A 19,668-nucleotide genomic window follows, 5' to 3' on the forward strand; every position below is an offset into this window, starting at 1 on the left:
GTTGCCGCCGTCATCGGCGTGTCGTGGCAACAACTTCATGATCAACCCGGGGGCGGGCCGGGGAGCGGGTGGGAGGTGGGGTGGGGGCCGGGTTAGGCGACGTTGATGGGGCGGAACTGGACGCTCACCCTTGGGCCCACCGGGCGGGTGGTCTTGGGGATGGCGTGTTCCCAGGTGCGCTGGCAGGAGCCGCCCATGACGATCAGGTCGCCGTGGCCCACGGGGAAGCGCAGGCTGTCGCCGCCGCCGCGCGGGCGTAGCAGCAGCGGTCGGGGTGAGCCGAACGACACGATCGCCACGATGGTGTCGCTGTGCGCGGAGCGGCCGATGGTGTCGCCGTGCCAGGCGACGCTGTCGCGGCCGGAGCGGTAGAGGCACATGCCGGCGGTGACGAAGGGTTCGCCCAGTTCGGGTGCGTAGTGCCGGGTCAGGGCCGTGCGCGCGGCCGTGAGGACGGGGTGCGGCAGTTGCCGCTCGCCGTCGTACCAGCAGAGCAGGCGGGGCACGTCGACCTCGCTGTCGTACATGGTCCGGCGCTCCGCGCGCCAGGGCACCTCGGTGAGCAGGGTGTCGAGGACCGCGTCCGAGCCGGTCACCCAGCCGGGGAGGTGATCGACCCAGGCGCCCCGACTCAACTGGTGCCGCCGGATCGCGCCGGGCAGTGGCCCCAGGGTCGGCTCAGTGTCGGTCAGGTCAAGCATCGACGGCTGGTAGACGACCTCCATAACGCCACCCTAGCAGCCCATTAGTACACCCGTGCGACTGCCGCGCGCGGTCCAAGCCCCTCCACCCCAGCACGCGTCGATCTTGCAGTTTCGGTTGCCGGCATCAGCGGGTTCGCCCTTTATGTCGCCACAGAAAGTGCAAGATCGCGGGGGCGGGGCGGGGCGGGGCGGGGTGTCAGGGGGTGGAGGGGGCGGGGTTTGTGGCTTTTAGTACTGCGTCCACGACGCGGGCGCGGCCCTGGCCGTCCACGGCTGCCCAGGCCCGCGCGGCGAGCGCCGCGCGGCGTTGCGGTGAGCTGAGCAGCCCGTTCAGGGTTCGCGCCGCCGTCGCCCGGGCGACCCGCCCGGGCATCCCGGGCGCGGTCAGGTCCGGCAGTTCGCCGAGGCCGGCGGCCAGGCCGTGGCGCACCACCCGGGTGTACGACTCGCGCTGGTTGTCGACCACGCAGACCAGGGCCGAGGGCGCGCCGAGGCAGCACAGTTCCCAGGTGGAGGTGCCGGCCGCGCTGACCACGAGGTCCGCCTCGGTGATCAGGGCGGGCAGTGCGCCGCTGGGCGGGACGGGGCGGACGACCTGCCCCCGCCCGGGGTTGACCGCCTCCAGCTCGGCCTCGATCTCGGGTCGCCCGACGACGACCGTGAGGTCCATCGGGTGGCCGGTGGCGAGCAGCACCCGGGTCAGCACCGGTGCCGCGCCGACCGCGTCGGTGCCGCCGAAGAAGGCCAGCACCCGGGGCCTGCCGACGGTCGTGGCGGGCCGGGGCGTCGCCGGGCGGGCGGTCACGACCGAGTCGCGCAGCAGGGCGTACCCGCTGCCGGCGAGCAGCCGCCCGGGCAGCGCCGGAAGCTGCGCCCCGAAGTTCTGGTCGAGGTAGAGGTCGGCGTCCTGGCCCCGGCTGTCGCCGTCGATCACGGCGAGGGTGAAGATGCCGGCCGCGCGCAGGGCGCCGGCACCGGCCGGGTCCAGTTCGTACGAGTCGAGGACCACCACGTCGAGGTCGTGTCGTCGGGCCGCCTCGACCAGCTCGTTCGGCGACTCGGGGCCGGGGTGCAGCTCGATGCCGCGCGCGGCCAGTTCGGCGCTCGCCCAGCCGACGCGCTCGACCGTGCCGAACACCGCGACGTGGGCGCCCCGGGCCAGGAACTCCTCGGCGAGGGCCAGGCAGCGGACGAGGTGCCCGACGCCGCGCCGCGGCCCGGCGTCGCAGCGCAGTCCGACCCGTAGCGTGCTCAGGACTCCTCCAGCCGCTTCTGGCGTACGTCGGCGTTGAGCGCGCGCAGCCGGGGTTGCCCGTCGAGCCAGTCGGCGAGCTTGGCCAGCGGCACGCTGACGTCGCCGAAGTGGTCGGCGACGGCGCTCACCAGCGTCCAGTCCTGCTCGGTGTCGAGGGTCAGTCGCAGCGCCGAACGGTCCGGGGTGAGGGTCACCCCGAGCACCCGGAACAGCTCCGGATGGGTGTACGCGTACGAGGTCACGTGCACCCGGTGGTGGTCGGTGGCGAGCCGGTCCAGGGTACGCAGGGCCTGGGCGCGGATGATCTCCACGTCCAGCCCTCGGGGCAGGGTGCGCGCGACCGACGTGCTCGCGTAGTCCAACCCCGGTACGGCCCGGTACACCGAGGCGACCAGCGTGATGATCTCCGGGTCGAGCAGTGGGCAGTCGGCGGTGAACCGCATGACCGCGTCGCCGGGGTGTGCGGCGAGCGCGCCCATGAACCTGCCCAGCACGTCGTCGACGGGGCCCCGGTGGCACGGCACGTCGAGTCGCCGACACTCGTCCACCACGGCGTCGTCGACGGTGTCGGTGCTCGTGGCGACCACCAGGTCGGCGAGGACGCCGCTGTCGCGGGCAGCGCGGACGACGCGGCCCAGCACGGATCGGCCGGCGAGCGGACGCAGCACCTTGCCGGGCAGCCGGGACGAGCCCATCCGGGCCTGCACGATTCCGACGATCCGTGTCCCGGCGGCCTCTCCCACGCCGGCTGCCGGAACGGACCGCGCCACCGGCTCGGGTCGCGGGGTCGGCTCGGGTCGCGGATTCGGCTCGGGTCGCGGATTCGGATCGGCTCGCGCGGCAGGGTCGGGTCGGTTCGCCGTCGCGGGAGCGGCGCCGTGGTCGGTCACTGCTGCTCCTCCTGCTCCGTGACGAGCTGCTTCGGCGCGAGCGCCGCCCTGGCACGCCGCTTGGCGGCACGCGCCCCCCGCTTGGCCAGCCGGGCGGGGGTGATGGCGAGCCGGCCGACGCGGTAGCTGATGGACCCGCTGAGCAGGCCGATCTTCGCCTCGGCCCGGCGCAGCGCCCGCTCCCGGGAGGTGAGCAGCTCGTCGGTCCACCGGGTCAGGGCGGCGAGCCGGCTGATTTCCTCGCGTTGACGCAGCCACGCCTCACGCAACTGCTGGTAGCTGTGCGCCCCGACCGGTGGGTCGGTCGGTTCGACCGCCTGGAGTTCGGTCGTGAGGGCCGCGCGGTGCTCGGCGTCCAGGCCGTGCAGGCTGGCCGTGATCGTCGCTTCGACCTGGACCGCCTCGGCCACCGTCGCCCGGTCCAGGTCGTGGCCGGCCAGCCCACCGAGGACGACGGTGAGGCCGGCGACGTCGAGGGTGGACGACCACGGGTGGGCGTACCCGCCGGTGAGCAGGGCCGCCGCGAAGCGCCACAGTCCGCGGGCCAGCGCCACGTCGCCGGGGAGCCGGTCCGCGGCCCGCCAGCTCGGGTCGAGCACCGCGAAGTGTTCCCCGTCGACCACCATGTTGTCGGCGCTGGCCAGCGCGGCGGCCCCGGCGAGCCGTCCGTCGGCGTCGGCCTGGTCGGCGAGCCAGCCCGCGTACCCGAGCAGCAGCGCGCGCAGTGTGGCCAGGTCGCGGCGCAGCGCGGCGTCGAGCAGCAGGGTGTGCAGCAGCCGCCCGGACGGCACCGGCCCGGTCAGCGCGTCGGGGTCCCGGTACGCGGCCTCACGGCTGGCGAACGGCGCGCTCGGCTCGTTCGTCTCGGCGGTGGCGACGTGCCCCCACCGCCAGCCGGACGGGCCGTCGCGTACCTCCAGCACACCTATCCCGGGCTGACCGGACGACCCCGTCTGCACCAGCGCCACCGGCAGCTCCCCGTCGGCGGGGGAGTCCGTGGGGCCACCGGGCCGGTGGGCCAGCATCAGCCAGGCCGGCGCGAGGTCGGCGGCGCGCCCGGCGTGCAGGGCGTCCACCGCCAGCCGCGCCGGGTCCTGGAGAACCGTCGCGGAGGCGAACGCGCCGGCGCAGGCGCCGTGCAGCACCGCGTCGAACAGCCCACGGTCCGCGCCGCGGTCGAGCTGGTCGGCGTCGAGCAGGGCCGTCGCCGTCGCCCCCTCGGGGTACGCGGCCCAGCAGGCGCTCGGGCGGAGCCCGCTGTCGGTGATCCGCCGGCGGAGCTGGTCCCGGTTGGCGGGGTGGGCCGCGTCGAGCACACCGCCGATGACCCAGGCGGAGTCCTCGCGGGCGGCGTACCAGGGGGAGGTGGCGATCAGCCGGTGCAGCCCGAGCGGGTTGTCCAGGCGCAGCAGCAGCGCGCCGCCGGGGCGTACCGCCGCGACCAGCCGTGCCAGCACACCGTCCCAGCCGAGCCGGGTGCCCTCCACCGACTCGATCGGGTCCAGGCCGGCGGCGGCGATCACCACGTCGTACGTCTCGTCGCCGGCCAGGCCGGCGGGGCCGCCCACGATCACGCGGGTGGTCCGTCGGGCGAGCGCCACGGCGTCCGGGTGACTACGTAGCAGGCAGGTCACCTCGGCGTGGGCGAGCCGGTCGAGCAGCGCCGGGTCGTGCGGGCCGGCCAGCAGGACACGCGCGCCGGGTGGCACGACGCGGGCGGCCAGCGCGGCGAGCGGCCCGCCGTCGGCCAACCGCTCCTTCGGCAGGTCGGACCAGGCCAGCATCTCACCGCCGGGCAGGGTGATCCGGCCGGCGGGTGCGGTCTCAGTCGTCACTGTCGTCCTCTTCTTCCGGGAGGTTCGCCCAACCGAGCAGCTCACGCAGCTCGGCAGGGGTGCAGCGGTGGTCGACGCCCAGCTCGGCACGGGCGATCGACACGGCGGTGGGCAGGTCGACCTTGGCGCCGTGGAGCTCCGGCCACTGTCGACGGATGCGGGCGGTGCCGCCGAAGGTCGGGTCCTCGTTGGACAGGATCATCGGGTCGCCGTAGACCGCGGGTTCGCAGCCGGCCGCGATGCCGTAGAAGATCGCGCTGGTCAGCCGGTTGGACGCTACCCGCCGGTGCCGGCGCAGCTCGGTCAGTTGCTTGTCGAGGAACTCCGGGTCGGTGTCCTTCCACCAGTGTCCCCGGTAGCCGTGGCAGATCACCCGGAACCCGGCGCGCTCGTAGAGCCGCCGGACGTGGCGCATGCCGTACTCGTGCCAGTAGAGGCAGACCGTCACCGGACCGGGCTCGGTGTCGCGGATGCGGGCGATCAGCTCCCGGTGGTCGCCCTTGACGTGCTGGCCCTCCCAGCCGTGGAACGGGTACCAGATGGTGCCCTCCCGCTCCTGCTCCGGCGGGTCCTCGGGCCGCATGGCCAGCAGGTAGATGAAGGGCGCGCCGATCACGACGACGTTGCGTCGCCCCACCGACCAGGCCCGGCGGCGGGTCTGCTCCGACCAGAGCAGGCTCGGGGTGCGGTCGGCGTACGGGTGACCCGGCGCGAGGCCGTCGCCGATGTTCCAGCCGTGCTGCACGTACCCGTTGATCCGGGGCGGATGCCGGTCGCCGAGACCGGCGTAACGGGCCAGCACGTGGGCGTGACCGTAGAAGTGGTTCGCGTGGTGCATCAGCTTCCCATCAGGCGGCGGAACGCACCGCGCTGCCCCGCAGGATCGCGGTCAGCGCGTCGATGACGCGGTCCTGGTCGGCGTCGCTGAGTCCCGGGTACAGCGGCAGCGACAGCTGCTGGGCGTAGAACGACTCGGCCACCGGGCACGACCCGCGCCGGTAACCCAGGTCGGCGAAGGCCGGGTGCCAGTGCACCGGGATGTAGTTGACCTGTACGCCGATCCCGGCGGCGCGCATCCGGTCGTACACCTCGCGGCGACGGCCGTCGAGCACGCGGATCGGGTAGAGGTGCCAGGCCGGGTCGGCCCACGGCTTGCGGACCGGCAGTCGTACGCCGTCCAGGTCGGCCAGCGCCTCGTCGTAGCGGGCGACCAGCGCGGCCCGGCGGGCGGTGAACGCGGCGAGCCGGCGCAGTTGGCTGCGGCCCAGGGCGCAGAGCACGTCCGGGAGGCGGTAGTTCAGCCCGAACTCGTGCACCTCCTGGTGCCAGCCGCCCTCGTCCGGGTGGCGCAGGTCGTCGCGCTCGCGAACCATGCCGACGCCCCGGAACCGCCGGGCCCGCCTCAGGATCCGCTCATCGAGCGCGGCGACGGCGCCTCCCTCGGCGGTCGTCATGTTCTTCGTGGGGAAGAACGAGAACGTGGTCAGGTCGGCGAGCGAACCCACCGGGCGACCGTGGTACGTCCCCCCGATCGAGTGCGCCGCGTCGGCGAGCAGCAGCGCGTCGGTGCCCTCGACGGCCTTGCGCAGCGCGTCGTAGTCGGCCGGATGGCCGGCGTAGTCGACCGCGGAAACCACAGTGGTACGCGAGGTGACCGCCGCCGCGGCAGCGGCCGGGTCCAGGCAGAACGTCTCGTCCTCGACGTCGGCGAACACGATCTTCGCGCCGAGCGCGACCGCGCTGCTGGCGGTCGCCACGAACGTCATCGGCGGCACCACCACCTCGTCGCCCGGCCCGATCCCGGCGGCCGCGTACGCCACGTGCAGCGCCGCCGTGCCGTTGGAGACCGCGGCGACCCCCACCCCGCCGGTCCACCGGGCGAGGTCGGCCTCGAACGCGTCGACCTGCGGCCCGGTGGTGAGCCAGTCGCCGCGCAGCACGTCGGCGACGGCCGCGATGTCGTCCTCGGAGATCGACTGCCGGCCGTACGGGAGCATCCCCGTCATGCGGTCAGACCGAGCATCTCGCGCAACTGCTCGACGCTGAGCCACTCGTCGTTGGTGTCCGACTGGTAGGCGAAACCGTCCGGCACGGGCTCGCAGTCGACCGGCGGCTGGTAGCCCCAACCGGCGATGGTCGGCTGGACGATGTAGCGGTCCTTGGCGCGCAGCGTCCGCCGACTGTCGTCCGGGGCGATCATCTCCTCGTGCAGCTTCTCGCCGGGCCGGATGCCGATCTCGTGGGTGGTGGCGTCCGGGGCGACGGCCTCGACCAGGTCGAGGATGCGCATGCTGGGGATCCGGGGCACGAACAGCTCCCCGCCCTGCATCTGGTCGAACGAGTCCATGACGAACTGCACGGCCTGCTCGAGGGTGATCCAGAAGCGGGTCATCCGCTTGTCGGTGATCGGCAGGCTCTTGCCCTCGGCGGCCAGCTGGTGGAACAGCGGGACGACCGAACCACGGCTGCCGACCACGTTTCCGTACCGCACGACGGCGAACCGGGTCGGGTGGTGCGCGGCGTAGTGGTTGGCCGAGACGAACAGCTTGTCGCCGACCAGCTTGGTGGCGCCGTACAGGTTGATCGGGCTGGACGCCTTGTCGGTCGAGAGCGCGATGACCTTCTTGACGCCGGCCTCGATCGCGGCGTCGACCACGTGCTGGGAGCCGGTGATGTTGGTGGCGATGAACTCCGACGGGTTGTACTCCGCGGTGTCCACCTGCTTCAGGGCGGCGGCGTGCACCACGTGGTCCACGCCGTGCATCGCCCGCGTGAGGCGGTGCCGGTCCCGGATGTCGCCGATGAACCAGCGCAGGCGCGGGTCGTCGCCGAGCTGCTGGCGCAGCTCGTACTGCTTGAGCTCGTCGCGGGAGAAGACCACCACCCGGGCGGGGTCGGCCTCGGTGAGGATGTGCCGGAGGAAGGTCCTGCCGAAGGAACCTGTTCCCCCGGTGATCAGAATGGACGATCCATTCAACTCACTCAATTTGGTGCTCCCGTGATCGTGGATGAACCGGCGGCCCTCGGCCGGCCGACCGGGGTGAGACGCTAACGGCGGAGGGTTAACGCACCGGCGCTCGCGGGTTAACCGCTTCCCCTGCCGTCGTGAATGGCGGGCACCGCGCAGGCGAACACTTCCGACCGTCCGGGAAGCGGACTGACCAGGGGAGATCCGGCCGCTACAGTGGCCGCGCGAGCGACCCGGCAGCCTTGCGCGCGTCGTGGTTGCCGCGTTCACCCGACATCCGCACCGCCTCGGTGCGAGCGGATCATCCCCGAGCGTCACCGGTCGGACCGGCGTGCCCAGCGGCCGGTCCGCCGGCAGTTCAGGAGGCGTTGATGGCAACCGGCAGCGACGTGATCGAACGGCCGGCGGTCCCGGCCGGGACACCGCCCGCGACATCCGCCCGCCGGTGGCTGGTGCCGCTGCTGCTGTTCCTCGGCTGGGTACTGAGCGTCGCCTGGCGCATGTGGCTGTCGCGGCACATCGCGCTGCCCATCGCCCACACCGACGAGGACAGCTATCTGAACACCGCCCGGGCCCTCGCCGGCGGTCCGGGCGGATTCAGCAGCGAGAACGACCTGCTGCGCCGGGTCGGGTACCCCATGCTGATCTCGCCCGCGTTCCTCGGCCACCACGACTTCGCCGACAGCTACCGCCTCGTCCAGCTAATCAACGCGATGGTCAACTCGACGCTGCTGCCGCTGGCGTACCTCCTCGGCCGCCGGGTGCTCCGACTGCCCCGCGCGTCGGCGCTGCTCGCCGCCGTGGTGGCGGCCACGCTGCCGGCCACCGCGTTCTACGCCGGCGTCGCGATGATCGACACTGTGATGGCGCCGCTCGTCGTCGCCTGGCTGCTCGCCGTACACCGGTGGATCGAGCGCCCCGGCCCGCTCGCGGCGGCCACCGTCGGCCTGGCGGTGGGGGCGTTCCACCTGCTGCACTCGCGCGGTCTGGTGATCGTGGCCGTGCACGCCGGCCTGGTCCTGCTGCTGTTCGCGCGTCGCCGGATCACCCCCGTCGCGGTGCTCGGGGCGCTGCTGCCGGTGCTGGCCCTGGCCCTGCTCAACGAGGCCGGCATCCGCTTCCTCGGGGACGAGGTCTACCTCCTGGGCAGCACGCCCGGTGGCGGCACCGTGGCCGCGGTCGCCTCCGTGCAGGGGGTGGTCCGCGTCGGAGCGGCCGTCACCACCCAACTCTGGTACCTCGTGGTGATCACGTTCGGGATGGCCGGGGTCGCCTGGGCCGCCGCCGTCAAGGAGCTGTGGCGTCCCCGCCACGGTGACGCCACTCGCTGGACGATGGGTGTGGCGCTGGTCGTGAGTGTCGGGGTCGCCAGCGGCGCTTCCGTGATCCTGGCCGGCATCACCGGCAAGCCGTTGGACGCGATCTACGGCCGCTACGTGCAGATGCTCGCCCCGTTCTGGCTGCTGGTCGGGCTCGGGGTGCTGCTCACCGAGGAGCGCCGGGTGCTGCTGCGCCGGGCGGCGGTCGCGGTGGGCCTGCTGGTCGCCGGCGGCGCGCTGGTCGCCGGCCGCCTGGCGTACGTGGCCAGCCGGGGGCACTCGCTGCGCTACGGCGGCTTCGGCGCGCCGGACCTGATGGCGTTGACCAACGGCTGGCGCGAGATGCGTCCGGTGCTCGGGTCGCTGATCGGCATCGGCGCGTGCGTGCTGCTGGTGGCCGCGGTCCGGGTGCCCCGGCTACGGCTGCTGGTGCTCGGCGTCCTGGTCGTGGCCAACCTCCTCACCATGCAGGTGGTCGACCAGCGGCTGGTACGGCCGATGGCGGCGAGCACCGCGCCGACCCCCCGGGTCGCCGACGTCGGCGTACGCCCGGGCGAGCGCGTCTGGGCCTCCACGGGCGTGCACTACATCCTGCGGTTCAACCTCAGCCACCAGGTGACCTGGACCGACGTGCGGTGGTTCCGCGAGCAGCCACCCGCCGCCGCGCAGGTGGTGTTCGCCCGCTGGGCGCCCGGCCAACCGGACGACTGGGACGGCGCGAGGTACGGCTTCGTCCGGCTCGGCGGCAACGAGCGGCAGCACTGGGCAGCCTGGCGGCGCATCTGATCCGATATTCGTTCCGCCCGGTGGACACCGCAATTGCGTGAACGGCGGATGTCCACCGGGTTAATGCTTATCGGCCAGCGCGCAAAATGGCGGCTGCAATCATCGTTGGCGACGATCCTCGCGCGCCAGGGAAATCGGGATGACGGTGATTTCCCGCCCGTCGGACACTTCCTGTCGTGGCGTACCCTCGACGAATCGGAACCGCCGGTTCATCTGCCGTACGACGGTGTTGTGCGCCAACACCTCGCCGTCGAGCCGCGCCAGGTGCAGTCCGTCGAAGGCGTACTCCACGGCCTCCCGCATCACCCCCAGCCAGGCCGGCAGCGTCTCGCCCCGCCCGGCCAGCCCCTCCGCGTCCAGGTAGAAGCCCCACGCCCCGGTGCGCGGGCCGTCCAGCCGCAGGTCGAAGAAGGTGACGACACCGCAGGGCCGGTCGTCGTGGACGTACGTCAGGACCCGCCGCGTCGGGTCGTCGCGCACCGCCGACCACCACCGGGCGTGCTCCTCGGCGGTGATTTCGTGGCTGGTCTTGCTGACCTGACGGTTGGTTTCCTGATTACGCCAGGACAACATCAGATGAACGTCGTCCGCCGTCGCTTCGCGTAGCACGTGCTCCCGCTTTCCTGTCTGTACACAATCGGCCCGGAGCACCTTACCCGGGCCCACCGGGAAAGCAGTTATCCATTCGCCGGGTTGTAGACTCCGCCGCATGAACGAATTGAGTCGCGCGCAGATCCGCGACCTCATGGCGCAGGTGCTCAAGAACCAGGACAAGGAGTTGCCCGCCGACGACGCGGCGCAACTGCGGGACATCGGTTTCCGCTCGCTGGACTTCTCCGAGCTGGCCCTGCGTTTGGAGGACGAGACAGGGGAAGAGCTCAACTTCGACGCTCCCGGCCTGCGCCGCATCGCCACCGTGGGCGACGTCCTCGACTTCCTCGTCGAGCTTGCGCAGCAGTGACCGTCGCGACACCCCACCCGGCCACCGCTCGACCGGAGCCGGCCGGCGTCGACAACCGGCTCGTCGTGGGCGGCGCCGCGCTGACCTGGCGGACGCTGCCGACGCCGGAGCTGCCCGACCCCGCCGCGGTGCTGGCGCGCTCCGCCCGGCACGCGCTCGCCGCCGCGCGGCAGCACGCCGTGCACGGCACCGAGCTGCTGCTCAGCACCGCGAGTCGGGTGGACGCGACGATGCGCGCGGAGCTGGGTGACGCCGGGTTCACCGTGACGCTCCTCGACGACGACGGCGCGCACCCCACCGCGCCCGTCCGACCGCGCGCCGCCGAACCCGGCCGGCTGTGGCTGCTGACGTCCGGCTCGACGGGCCGTCCCAAGCGGGTCGGGCACACCCTCGACACGTTGACCACCGTCCGGGCCGACCAGCCGAACCGGACGTGGCTGTGCCCCTACGCCCCCGGCACGTACGCCTGGTGGCAGGTCGTGACCCTGTCGCTGACCCAGCCCGGTCAGCACCTGGTGGTGGTCGAGCCGGACGAGCTGGACGACTGGCCGGTGGTCGCGGCCGCGCACGGGGTCGACGCCGCGTCCGGCACGCCCACCTTCTGGCGGCGCACCCTCTACCGGGACGCCGCCGCGCTGGCCCGGGTGCCGCTGCGGCAGATCACCCTCGGTGGCGAGCCGGTGGACCAGGCGATCCTGGACCAGCTCCGCGAGGTCTTTCCCGCCGCGCGGATCTCCTGGATCTACGCGTCCTCGGAGCTCGGCGCGTCCATCGTGGTGCACGACGGGCGGGCCGGGTTCCCCGCCGAGTGGCTGGACCGGGAGACCCCGGGCCGACCCACCCTCTCCGTACGCGACGACGAGCTGGTCGTCACCTCCCCGTACCACGGGGTCGGACTGTCCGGCCCGGTGCGCAGCGGAGACCGCGTGGAGGTGGTCGACGGGCGGGTGCTGATCACCGGCCGGTTGGACTCCGACGAGATCAACGTGGGTGGGAGCAAGGTCTCCGCCGGTGTCGTCCGGGGCGTGCTGACCCAGCATCCCGGCGTGGCCTGGGCCCGCGTCACCGGCCGCCGCGCCCCGGTGCTCGGCCGGATGGTCGTCGCCGACGTGGTCCTCGCACCCGTCGGGCAGGCGGACGGCCCGCCCACCGACGAGGCCGCGCTGGTGCGCTGGTGCGCCGACCGGCTGCCCGAGCACGCCGTGCCCCGCCGGATCCGTGTGCTGACCGAGATTCCCGTCAAGGAGACCCTGAAGAGCGATGTCTGACCCCGCCGACACCAAGCTCGTTCCCCCCAGCTCCGTGGTCCTCGTCTCCGGCGGTTCCCGAGGGCTGGGCCTGGCCATCGTCACCGACCTGCTCGACGCGGGCGTCCGGGTGGCCGCGTTCGCCCGTACCGTCACCCCCGAGCTGGAGAAGCTCGCCGCCGAGCACCCCGACCGGGTGCACGTCGGTTCGGTCGACGTCACCGACCTGCGCGCCGCGCAGGGATTCGTCCGCGAGGTGGAGCAGCGTCTCGGCCCGATCGACGGCATCGTCAACAACGCCGCCGTCGGGCAGGACTCCCTGCACGTGCACACCGCCACCGACGACATCGCCCGGATCATCGAGACCAACCTGACCGCGCCGCTGCAACTGACCCGGCTGGTGATCCGTCGGATGCTCGCCAAGGGACTGCGGGGCCGAATCGTGAACATCACCTCCATCTGCGCGCAGCGCGGCTTTCCGGGCCTGGTCGCGTACTCGGCCACCAAGGGCGGCATGGACGCCGCCACCCGGTCGCTCGCCCGGGAGCTCGGCGGACGGATGCTGGTCAACGCGGTCGCGCCCGGCTTCTTCGCCTCGGAGATGTCGGCCGTGCTCGGCCCCACCCAGCTCGACCAGATCGTGCGCCGTACCCCGACCGGCCACCTGACCGAGCCGGAGGAGGTCGTACCGGTGGTGCGGATGCTGCTGCGCGAGCACACCAACATCAACGGCCAGGTCATCGCGGTGGACGGTGCCGCCTCCATCTGACCTGCGGCCGGTGCCGCCGGCGGCGTCCGGGCTGGTCGACGCCGGCCCGGACGCCCCTCCGCCGTCGCCCGGCGCGGTACGCCCGGTGCCGGGACTGCTCGCCGCCGCCGAACGGCACCTACGGATCGGTACGCCCGCCGAGGTGGCCGCGGCGACGACCCGCAGTCACGTGGACGACGGCCGCTGCGTGGGCTGGTACGGCCCGCCGGTGCCGGGTTGGCGCGTGGCGCTCGACGCGGAGCGCGCCGACGCCCCGGTGCCCCCGGCGCTGGCCCGGCGCTTCGGCGTTGGTGACTTCTGGGCCCGGTGGACCCGGGCCGAGTGCTGCTGCAAGTTGGCCGACGTGCCGATCGCGACCTGGTGGCGTCGGCACGGGTTGGGCACTCCGGTCGACGGCGCCACCCTCTGGCGCACGCTTCGGATCGCCGACCTGGTGGTCACCGTCGGCTTCGCTCCCGGGCGGGGCGGCGGGGCGGTCGGCCCCGACTGACCGGTCGGGTGCGGTTGGTGTCGGCGGTACCTGCCGGACGGGCCCGGCGGGGACGTCCTGCGCGGTCACCAACACCGTGCGGTCGGCCGCGGCTGACGGCTGGGGTGCGGTCGTTGATGGCGATGCCTGTCGAGCTGCCCCACCAATGGGGCGGCGCGGCACCGACCGCCGCCCCATTTCCGGGGCAGCTCGACAGCACGTGCACACGCCCCTTCCTGCCGGGTCCGACCACGATGCCCGCCGGTCCTCGGGCCCGCCGGCAGCAGGTCTTTCTGGGCAGCAGGAGCGGGCCTGCTGGGCGCTGGGCAGCCAGCCGCCGACTCAGCGACGCGGCAAGGAGCCGAGCCGGGCCGGCGGCGCAGCGATCAGATCAGGTCCCAGCTCAACGGGGTGCCGCGCGGAACGTCGGTGGTGAAGGTGCGGCCCAGCACCTTGTCGATCTCGACCGGGGCGAGGCCGCCGGCCGGGCGGATCGACCGGACGTTCCGCGCCGTCACCGGGTCGCCGGCCCGGACGTCCTCGACCACGAACAGCGAACGGCGGAACCGCAGCCCCTCCCGCTCCGCCGGCGTCGGGCCGATCGCGGTGCCGCCCATTGCCGCGTAGGCGCGGCCCGACTCCTCGACGAGCGCCGTCAACTCCGCCGGGTTCAGCGAGAAGTCCGAGTCCACGCCGCCGTCGGCGCGGTCCAGCGTCACGTGCTTCTCGATGAAGCAGGCGCCCAGCGCCACCGAGGCGACCGCCACGCCGATACCGGGCGTGTGGTCGGAGAGCCCGACCGGCACGTCGAACGCGCCGGCCAGAACGGGTAGGCGGCGCAGGTTGCTGTCGGCCGGCGGTGCCGGGTAGGACGCGGTGCAGGCCAGCAGGACGATGCCCGCCGCGCCGCCGTCGCGTGCCGTCCGTACGGCGGCGTCGATCTCGGCCACCGTCGCCATCCCGGTCGAGATCACCATCGGCTTGCCGGTGCTGGCCACCAACCGGATCAGCGGCAGGTCCACCAGCTCCGACGACGCGATCTTGTACGCCGGCGCGTCCAGCGACTCCAGCAGTTCCACGGCGGTCGCGTCGAACGGTGACGAGAAGACCGTCAGTCCGCGCTCGCGGGCCCGCGCGAAGATCGGGGCGTGCCACTCGTACGGGGTGTGCGCCCGCTCGTAGAGGCGGTACAGGTTCTCCCCGCCCCACAGCTCGTGCCCGCCGGAAATGCGGAAGGCCGGGGTGTCGACGTCGATCGTGATCGTGTCCGGCCGGTACGTCTGCAGCTTGAGCGCGTGCGCGCCGCTCTCGGCGACGGCGTCCACGATGGCCAGCGCCCGGTCCAGGTCGCCGTTGTGGTTACCGGACATCTCGGCGACCACGAAGGGCCGCTCCCCAGCACCGACCACGTGCGGCCCGATCTTGATTGTCGCCGTCATTACGACCTCTGTTCCCCTACGCCCGCACCGAACGTGCGGTGGTGCTGTCGTCGTCCCCCGAACGGGTGGACGACCTGAAAAGAACTCCGGCACCCGCCGAACCGGTCACGGCAGGCGGCCACCGGCCAGCGCGTCCGACCGTCCCGGCCTGCCGGCGGTGTGCCCGGCGTCCGGTCTGCTCGCCGACGGCGCCGCTCGGGAGGGGTCGTCCGCCGACGACGGGTCGGCGGCACCGGCCGGGCCGGGCCGCCGCCACCGGCCCGCGACCCGGTGCGCCTGCCGCAGCGCCGAGTACGCCAACCAGTCACCCCGCCCCACCAGGCGGTGCTTGAGCCCGGTCACCCCGGGCGGCATCGGATAGCCCCCGGGTGGCAGGTATCGGCGGTAGTGCTCGGCGACCCGGTGGAAGAAGGCGCGCCGCAGGTGCGGATGCAACCGGCCGTCGTTGCCGACCACCACCAGGTAGTGGCTGATCATCAGCTCGAAGAGCTCGGCCCGCAGGCCCTCGTCCGGATGCCGGCGGGCGACCCAGTCCATCAGCCGCTCGTACTGGCCGAACGCGTCGAAGTGCCGGCCGCTGCGGGTGGAGGTGATCGCGCCCTGGCGACCCTGCCGGTACAGGTAGCAGATCCGGTCCAGCACCGAGATCTTCTCCGCGCCGATCAGCAGCGGATGGCTGAACGGGATGTCCTCGTACCAGCCGGGGAAGAAGCGCAGCTCCAACTCGTCGAGGAAGGCCCGGCGTACCACCTTGTTCCACGCCGTGTGCTGCACCCGCAGCAGTTGCGGCTGGTCGGCGAGGCGGGCCACGCCCGGCATCTGACGCAGCAGGTGGCTGCTCGCGTCGACCTCCCGCCGGCCGTCCTCGTGCACCCGCAGGTGGTCCAGCATCAGGACGTCGGGCTGGTGCTCGCGCAGCCGGTCCAGCACCGCCGCGATCGTGCCCGGTGGCAGCCAGTCGTCGCTGTCGACGAACCAGACGTACCGGCCGGTGGACACGTCGAGGCCCGCGTTGCGCGCCAGGCCCAGACCCACGTTCTCTTCCAGGTGTACGACGCGGACGCCGTCACGCCCGGCGGCATAGGACCGCAGCATCGCGCCGCAACCGTCCGGGGAGGCGTCGTTCACGGCGATCAGTTCGACCGCCTCCGACTCGCCCACCGGGATGTCCGCCCGGATCGACTCGAGGCACTGGTACAGGTAAGCCTCGACGCCGTAGACGGGCACGACGATGCTCAGCAGCGGCGCGTGCGTCGGCTCATTGACCACGTCGCCACCTTTGACGACGCGGATGGCCGGCCCCGGAACCACACGTGGCCGTGGATGGTGGAATCCCTGAACACCCGCGAAGCGGAAGGTTAACAACGGCCGCCCGATTCAGCCGGGAGTGACCCGGTAGGGTGCCTCGGTGCGGTCCTGCCGGGCCGTCGCGGGCGTCGTCGTCGCGCCGTCCGACGCCGCGGGCCGAGGAGGAGGCGTACGTGCTGGTGACCCTGCGGAGCGTCGGGACCCCGGCATGACGAGCACCACCGACGCGCCGACCGCGCCGACCGCCCCCGCCCGGCTACCGTCGCTGACCGGCCTACGGTGGATCGCCGCGCTGCTGGTGTTCGGCTTCCACGCCGGGACGATGCGGATCATCGCCGAGCCGGACTACAAGGCCGTCGTCGACGCCCTCTTCACCCTCGGCCTGTCCGGCGTGCAGTTCTTCTTCATCCTCAGCGGTTTCGTGCTGGTCTGGTCGGCCCGCCCGGGCGACTCGCGGCTGACCTTCTGGCGTCGACGGGTCGCGAAGATCTACCCGAACCACGTGGTGCTGTGGGCCGCCGCGCTGCTGGTCGCCTGGTGGTTCGCCGATCCCGTCCTGCCGGCCGTCGCCGTGGAGAACCTGCTGCTGTTGCAGGCCTGGGACCCACGGCTCGGCTGGTTCTACAGCGTCAACACGGTGAGCTGGTCGCTGTCCTGCGAGTTCTTCTTCTACCTCTGTCTGCCGCTGGCGCTGCCCCTGCTGCGCCGGGCGCGACCCGCGGTGCTCTGGGCGCTCGTCGTCGCGCTGCCGCTGCTGATCCTCGCGCTCTGGCCGGCCCAGCACCTGGTGCCGGAGGCGAGCCGCTGGTGGTTCACCCAGATCTTCCCGCCGACGCGGTCCCTGGAGTTCTGGCTGGGCGCGGTGGCGGCCGAGTTGATGCTCCGGGGCCGGTGGCGCGGGCCGGGACTCACCGCCGCCACCGCGATCTTCGTGGGCACCTGGGTGGCCGCCGCGCAGTGGATCCGCGCCGAGTTGTGGACCACGCTGCTCGCCGTCGCGTACCTGTTGGTCATCACCGCCGCCGCCGACGCCGACGTACGGGACCGGCGCTCGCCGTGGCGCTCGCGTCCGCTGGTCTGGCTCGGCGAGGTCTCCTTCGCCTTCTACCTGGTGCACGTCCTGGTGATGACGAGCGTGCTCCGGCTCAGCGGTGACTGGGGGACCGGCTTTCGTGGTTGGAAGGGCCCGGCGGTGGTGCTGGGATTCCTGCTCGTGAACCTGGTGCTCGCCGGGTTGCTGCACCGCTGGGTCGAGACCCCGATGATGCGCCGGCTCGCGCCCCGCCGCCCCGCCCGTCCGCCGCTCGTTCCCCACCAGCGCACCCCGGAGGCCGGGGGCGGTGACGCCGACGCGGGCGTGTCCGCCCGTCCGAACGCGCAAGATCACGCTCGATCCTGGTTGTAGTGGTGTCGTCGGCCGATCGAGGCCACTACAACCAGGATCGAGCACGATCACGGCTGGCGGTGCGGCACCAACCCGAGCGGCGAGCAGCCGACGCGCGCCGGCTCGCGTCCCCCGTCCACGCTGGTCGGACGGGTCGGCGCGGCGCGGGCCGACACGCCCGTCGCCGATGCGCCCGGGCGGTCACGACGGTAGCGTGAGGCTGTGCTCCCGGTCGCGCTCACCTGTCCCCTGTGGTGGGTGGCGCGCTGGGCGACCCGGGTGCTGACCAGCCTCGCCGTGCTCGCTCTCGCCCTCGGCGCGGCCCCGACGCTGCCGCCGGCGTCGACCGCCCCGGCCTCGCCGTTGGCCGTCGAGTCGCTCACCCTCGCGGAGCCGCTCGGACCGTCGACCGCGACCCTCATCGACCGCGCCCTCACCGGCTGGGCCGCCCCCGGCGGGCAGGCGGCCCCCGGCGGGCAGGCCGCAACCGGCGGGCAGGCCGCCGCCGGCTGGGCCGACGCCGGGTGGGCGGCCCTCGCGCAGGCCGCCGCCGCCCGGCAGGCCAGCGCCGGGTGGGCCGCCGCCGGGCAGGCCGACCGTCGGGTTGCCACCGGGCGGGCCGCCTTCGACCGGGTCGGCGAGGAACGAGCCGCAGAGGTTCGCTCTGACGCCTCCGCGCGGTCGGTCGACCCGCAGCCCGCCCTGCACGGTGGTCCGGACGCGCTGCTCCGCCCACCGGCGGGCGTGACCTCGGCGCGCACGGGGTCGGAGCGGTTCCTCCGAGCCGCCGGCTCGACCAGTCGGGCTCCGCGCGCCCCGCCGGCCTAGCGGGTCAGTCACCGGGGCGGCACGCCGTCCCGCGAGCGCCGGAGTACGGCGCGCGCCGAGCCCTCCACCATCGGCGGCGCCGCCGGGCCGAGCGCCCGCCACCGCACCTGACGACACACCGCCGCACCCGCCCGTGCGGTATCCAATCGCTTACGTGCTCATGCCGAGGTGCCGATCATGGAAACCGTCGTCTTCTACCAGTTCCTCACCGAGGTACCCCAGGCCGCCGCCATCTGGTCGGCCCTGTTCCTGCTGGCGCTGACGGTCCTCGCCGTCCTGGTGGCCCGCCCGGAGCGAGACGCGCCAGAGGCCGACCACGTGCCGACACCCACCGCCCGTGAGGTGGCCGTCGCCGAGATCGCCGACCTGCGCCGGTACGCCGAGGAGGTGGCCGTGGCCGCCGCCCGGGCGGCGCGGACCGCCCGAAGACTGCGCGCTGACTGGCTGGTCGCTCAGGAAGAGGCGCAGCGGGCCTGGACGGCGTACGACGAGGCGGACATCGCGGCCCGCCGGGTCGCCACCGCCGGGGCGCTGCCGACACCGCGTACCCCGCACACTCCCGCCGAGTACGCGGCCCGGGAGCGCTACCTGCACCGTGCCGCCATGGCGGCGCACTGGCGGGGAGAGTTGACCATGGCTCAGCTCGCCGACGTGTTCGGGCACCGGCGCGGCTGGGACCCCCGCCGGCACCCGGTCGAGCAGGAGACGCTGCTCATCCGGGCGATCCGTGACACGAGGCTGGCCGAGCACCGGACGGCCGTCGAGCGGGAGCGGTCGACCTGGCGGGACGCCGAGATGGCCGCCGAGTCGGCGCGCGCCCTCGCCGAGGAGGCGTACGCGGCGGCGGTCCGGTCGCGGCCGACTCCGGCGCTCGCACGGCGCACGGCGATGCGGCCATCGCCCACGGCCGTCGTGGCACGCTGGCGTCCGGCCCGGGCCGGTTGAGCCCGATCTGTTATGTGAGGCGGGTCACCGGCAGGGGAATTCGGGCGATCGGCATCATCGGCGGCCATTGTGCCCGCGATTGTGGCGGCGTTGTCGACGGCCTGTCCGGTTGTCGCCCACAGGTGCCGCCGGAACCGGTTGTCCCATCGAGTCACGTCATCGTCAAGACGCGCAGAAATTGCTGGGCCGAATGATGTTTACGCAGGTCGGCACGGCTTGGCAGAGGCCATACCGACCAGTACTGTCGTCCCGTCCGGTGCGGTTACCGATCGCAGGAGGCGACGCCGCGCCGACCCGCTCAATCGTGATCAACGAACCGGGGACCCACAGTAAGTCCGGGGTGAATCCGCGAGCCACGGCCCGCGGTAGGGCGATCTTCCCGCCCGAATCCGTCAGCTAACCCGGTAGGCGGTGACGGAAGGAGTTCCATCCTCGTGCAGCACCCCTCGCCCCCCTCTTTGTTCCTCCGCCTCCACGGCGACGCGGTGTCCCCGCTCATCCGCCTCGTGACGGTGAGCTGACCCCCGGGTCACCGCCCCTTCCCGCCCGGCCGCGCCGGGC

General features: G+C 73.3%; 18 protein-coding genes and 1 riboswitch. Of the genes, 8 read left to right on the plus strand and 10 right to left on the minus strand.

Annotated elements, in window-relative coordinates; genetic code table 11:
• Positions 1-92 precede the first annotated feature (92 nt).
• The 7 genes from ACQPZK_RS10065 to pseB form a co-directional block, all read right to left on the minus strand.
• On the minus strand, positions 93-725 hold the full coding sequence (locus ACQPZK_RS10065) for an alpha-ketoglutarate-dependent dioxygenase AlkB (protein ID WP_433538035.1): 633 nt from the start codon (positions 723-725) through the stop codon (positions 93-95).
• Between the two features lie 175 nt (positions 726-900).
• Positions 901-1,959 (minus strand): PseG/SpsG family protein, encoded by a 1,059-nt coding sequence (locus tag ACQPZK_RS10070; protein WP_433539161.1) that lies wholly within the window; start codon positions 1,957-1,959, stop codon positions 901-903.
• Positions 1,956-2,654: a cytidylyltransferase domain-containing protein gene (locus ACQPZK_RS10075; RefSeq protein ID WP_433539162.1), complete on the minus strand. Its 699-nt coding sequence runs from the start codon at positions 2,652-2,654 to the stop codon at positions 1,956-1,958. Before ACQPZK_RS10075 ends, ACQPZK_RS10070 begins: the two co-directional genes overlap by 4 nt.
• A 191-nt stretch (positions 2,655-2,845) precedes the next feature.
• Entirely contained in the window at positions 2,846-4,684 is a 1,839-nt protein-coding gene (locus tag ACQPZK_RS10080; RefSeq protein WP_433538036.1) for a class I SAM-dependent methyltransferase, read from the minus strand.
• Positions 4,674-5,522 (minus strand): hypothetical protein, encoded by an 849-nt coding sequence (locus tag ACQPZK_RS10085; RefSeq protein WP_433538037.1) that lies wholly within the window; start codon positions 5,520-5,522, stop codon positions 4,674-4,676. Before ACQPZK_RS10085 ends, ACQPZK_RS10080 begins: the two co-directional genes overlap by 11 nt.
• A 10-nt stretch (positions 5,523-5,532) precedes the next feature.
• Positions 5,533-6,690, minus strand: coding sequence for a DegT/DnrJ/EryC1/StrS family aminotransferase (locus tag ACQPZK_RS10090; protein ID WP_433538038.1), 1,158 nt, complete (start codon positions 6,688-6,690; stop codon positions 5,533-5,535).
• Positions 6,687-7,670 (minus strand): UDP-N-acetylglucosamine 4,6-dehydratase (inverting), encoded by a 984-nt coding sequence (gene pseB / locus ACQPZK_RS10095; RefSeq protein ID WP_433538039.1) that lies wholly within the window; start codon positions 7,668-7,670, stop codon positions 6,687-6,689. The genes ACQPZK_RS10090 and pseB overlap by 4 nt, the downstream gene beginning before the upstream one ends.
• A gap of 353 nt (positions 7,671-8,023) precedes the next feature.
• On the opposite strand from pseB, the gene ACQPZK_RS10100 reads away from it, so the two are divergent.
• Complete coding sequence (locus tag ACQPZK_RS10100; RefSeq protein WP_433538040.1) at positions 8,024-9,757, plus strand: hypothetical protein; 1,734 nt, start codon at positions 8,024-8,026, stop codon at positions 9,755-9,757.
• Between the two features lie 99 nt (positions 9,758-9,856).
• Here ACQPZK_RS10100 and ACQPZK_RS10105 read toward each other — a convergent pair whose 3' ends face one another.
• Positions 9,857-10,330 (minus strand): GNAT family N-acetyltransferase, encoded by a 474-nt coding sequence (locus tag ACQPZK_RS10105; RefSeq protein WP_433538041.1) that lies wholly within the window; start codon positions 10,328-10,330, stop codon positions 9,857-9,859.
• A 136-nt stretch (positions 10,331-10,466) separates the two neighbouring features.
• On the opposite strand from ACQPZK_RS10105, the gene ACQPZK_RS10110 reads away from it, so the two are divergent.
• From ACQPZK_RS10110 to ACQPZK_RS10125, 4 genes are read left to right on the plus strand one after another with little or no spacing between them, the layout of a single operon-like run.
• Positions 10,467-10,718 carry a phosphopantetheine-binding protein gene (locus ACQPZK_RS10110; RefSeq protein WP_433538042.1) on the plus strand — a complete coding sequence of 84 codons (252 nt, stop codon included), beginning with the start codon at positions 10,467-10,469 and terminating at the stop codon, positions 10,716-10,718.
• Complete coding sequence (locus tag ACQPZK_RS10115) at positions 10,715-11,986, plus strand: AMP-binding protein (RefSeq protein WP_433538043.1); 1,272 nt, start codon at positions 10,715-10,717, stop codon at positions 11,984-11,986. Before ACQPZK_RS10110 ends, ACQPZK_RS10115 begins: the two co-directional genes overlap by 4 nt.
• Complete coding sequence (locus tag ACQPZK_RS10120) at positions 11,979-12,734, plus strand: SDR family NAD(P)-dependent oxidoreductase (protein WP_433538044.1); 756 nt, start codon at positions 11,979-11,981, stop codon at positions 12,732-12,734. Before ACQPZK_RS10115 ends, ACQPZK_RS10120 begins: the two co-directional genes overlap by 8 nt.
• Entirely contained in the window at positions 12,718-13,224 is a 507-nt protein-coding gene (locus ACQPZK_RS10125; RefSeq protein ID WP_433538045.1) for a hypothetical protein, read from the plus strand. The genes ACQPZK_RS10120 and ACQPZK_RS10125 overlap by 17 nt, the downstream gene beginning before the upstream one ends.
• A gap of 365 nt (positions 13,225-13,589) precedes the next feature.
• Here the strand turns inward: ACQPZK_RS10125 and pseI are convergent, their stop codons facing one another.
• Positions 13,590-14,642: a pseudaminic acid synthase gene (pseI, locus tag ACQPZK_RS10130; RefSeq protein WP_433538046.1), complete on the minus strand. Its 1,053-nt coding sequence runs from the start codon at positions 14,640-14,642 to the stop codon at positions 13,590-13,592.
• Between the two features lie 105 nt (positions 14,643-14,747).
• Positions 14,748-15,911 carry a glycosyltransferase family 2 protein gene (locus tag ACQPZK_RS10135; RefSeq protein ID WP_433538047.1) on the minus strand — a complete coding sequence of 388 codons (1,164 nt, stop codon included), beginning with the start codon at positions 15,909-15,911 and terminating at the stop codon, positions 14,748-14,750.
• A gap of 247 nt (positions 15,912-16,158) precedes the next feature.
• Between ACQPZK_RS10135 and ACQPZK_RS10140 the strand changes: the two genes are divergently transcribed.
• The 3 genes from ACQPZK_RS10140 (at position 16,159) to ACQPZK_RS10150 (ending at position 19,107) form a co-directional block, all read left to right on the plus strand.
• Positions 16,159-17,355, plus strand: coding sequence for an acyltransferase family protein (locus ACQPZK_RS10140; RefSeq protein WP_433538048.1), 1,197 nt, complete (start codon positions 16,159-16,161; stop codon positions 17,353-17,355).
• A gap of 201 nt (positions 17,356-17,556) precedes the next feature.
• The gene (locus tag ACQPZK_RS10145) at positions 17,557-18,162 is read left to right on the plus strand and encodes a hypothetical protein (protein ID WP_433538049.1); all 606 of its coding nucleotides are present in this window, start codon (positions 17,557-17,559) and stop codon (positions 18,160-18,162) included.
• Between the two features lie 177 nt (positions 18,163-18,339).
• Positions 18,340-19,107: a hypothetical protein gene (locus ACQPZK_RS10150; protein ID WP_433538050.1), complete on the plus strand. Its 768-nt coding sequence runs from the start codon at positions 18,340-18,342 to the stop codon at positions 19,105-19,107.
• A gap of 285 nt (positions 19,108-19,392) precedes the next feature.
• A riboswitch (cyclic di-AMP (ydaO/yuaA leader) is annotated at positions 19,393-19,533 on the plus strand.
• Positions 19,534-19,668: the final 135 nt, after the last annotated feature.

Source organism: Micromonospora sp. CA-249363 (genome assembly GCF_050950185.1).
Classification (GTDB): domain Bacteria; phylum Actinomycetota; class Actinomycetes; order Mycobacteriales; family Micromonosporaceae; genus Micromonospora.

What these genes read in the sequence shown, in the direction of transcription:
- ACQPZK_RS10075 (WP_433539162.1), bottom strand. Translation starts at nt 2,654, where the DNA reads ATGGGCTCGTCCCGGCTGCCCGGCAAGGTGCTGCGTCCGCTCGCCGGC.
- ACQPZK_RS10105 (WP_433538041.1), bottom strand. Translation starts at nt 10,330, where the DNA reads ATGTTGTCCTGGCGTAATCAGGAAACCAACCGTCAGGTCAGCAAGACC.
- ACQPZK_RS10150 (WP_433538050.1), top strand. Translation starts at nt 18,340, where the DNA reads ATGGAAACCGTCGTCTTCTACCAGTTCCTCACCGAGGTACCCCAGGCC.
- ACQPZK_RS10090 (WP_433538038.1), bottom strand. Translation starts at nt 6,690, where the DNA reads ATGACGGGGATGCTCCCGTACGGCCGGCAGTCGATCTCCGAGGACGAC.
- ACQPZK_RS10065 (WP_433538035.1), bottom strand. Translation starts at nt 725, where the DNA reads ATGGAGGTCGTCTACCAGCCGTCGATGCTTGACCTGACCGACACTGAG.
- pseI (WP_433538046.1), bottom strand. Translation starts at nt 14,642, where the DNA reads ATGACGGCGACAATCAAGATCGGGCCGCACGTGGTCGGTGCTGGGGAG.
- ACQPZK_RS10085 (WP_433538037.1), bottom strand. Translation starts at nt 5,522, where the DNA reads ATGCACCACGCGAACCACTTCTACGGTCACGCCCACGTGCTGGCCCGT.
- ACQPZK_RS10140 (WP_433538048.1), top strand. Translation starts at nt 16,159, where the DNA reads ATGACGAGCACCACCGACGCGCCGACCGCGCCGACCGCCCCCGCCCGG.
- ACQPZK_RS10100 (WP_433538040.1), top strand. Translation starts at nt 8,024, where the DNA reads ATGGCAACCGGCAGCGACGTGATCGAACGGCCGGCGGTCCCGGCCGGG.
- ACQPZK_RS10120 (WP_433538044.1), top strand. Translation starts at nt 11,979, where the DNA reads ATGTCTGACCCCGCCGACACCAAGCTCGTTCCCCCCAGCTCCGTGGTC.
- ACQPZK_RS10110 (WP_433538042.1), top strand. Translation starts at nt 10,467, where the DNA reads ATGAACGAATTGAGTCGCGCGCAGATCCGCGACCTCATGGCGCAGGTG.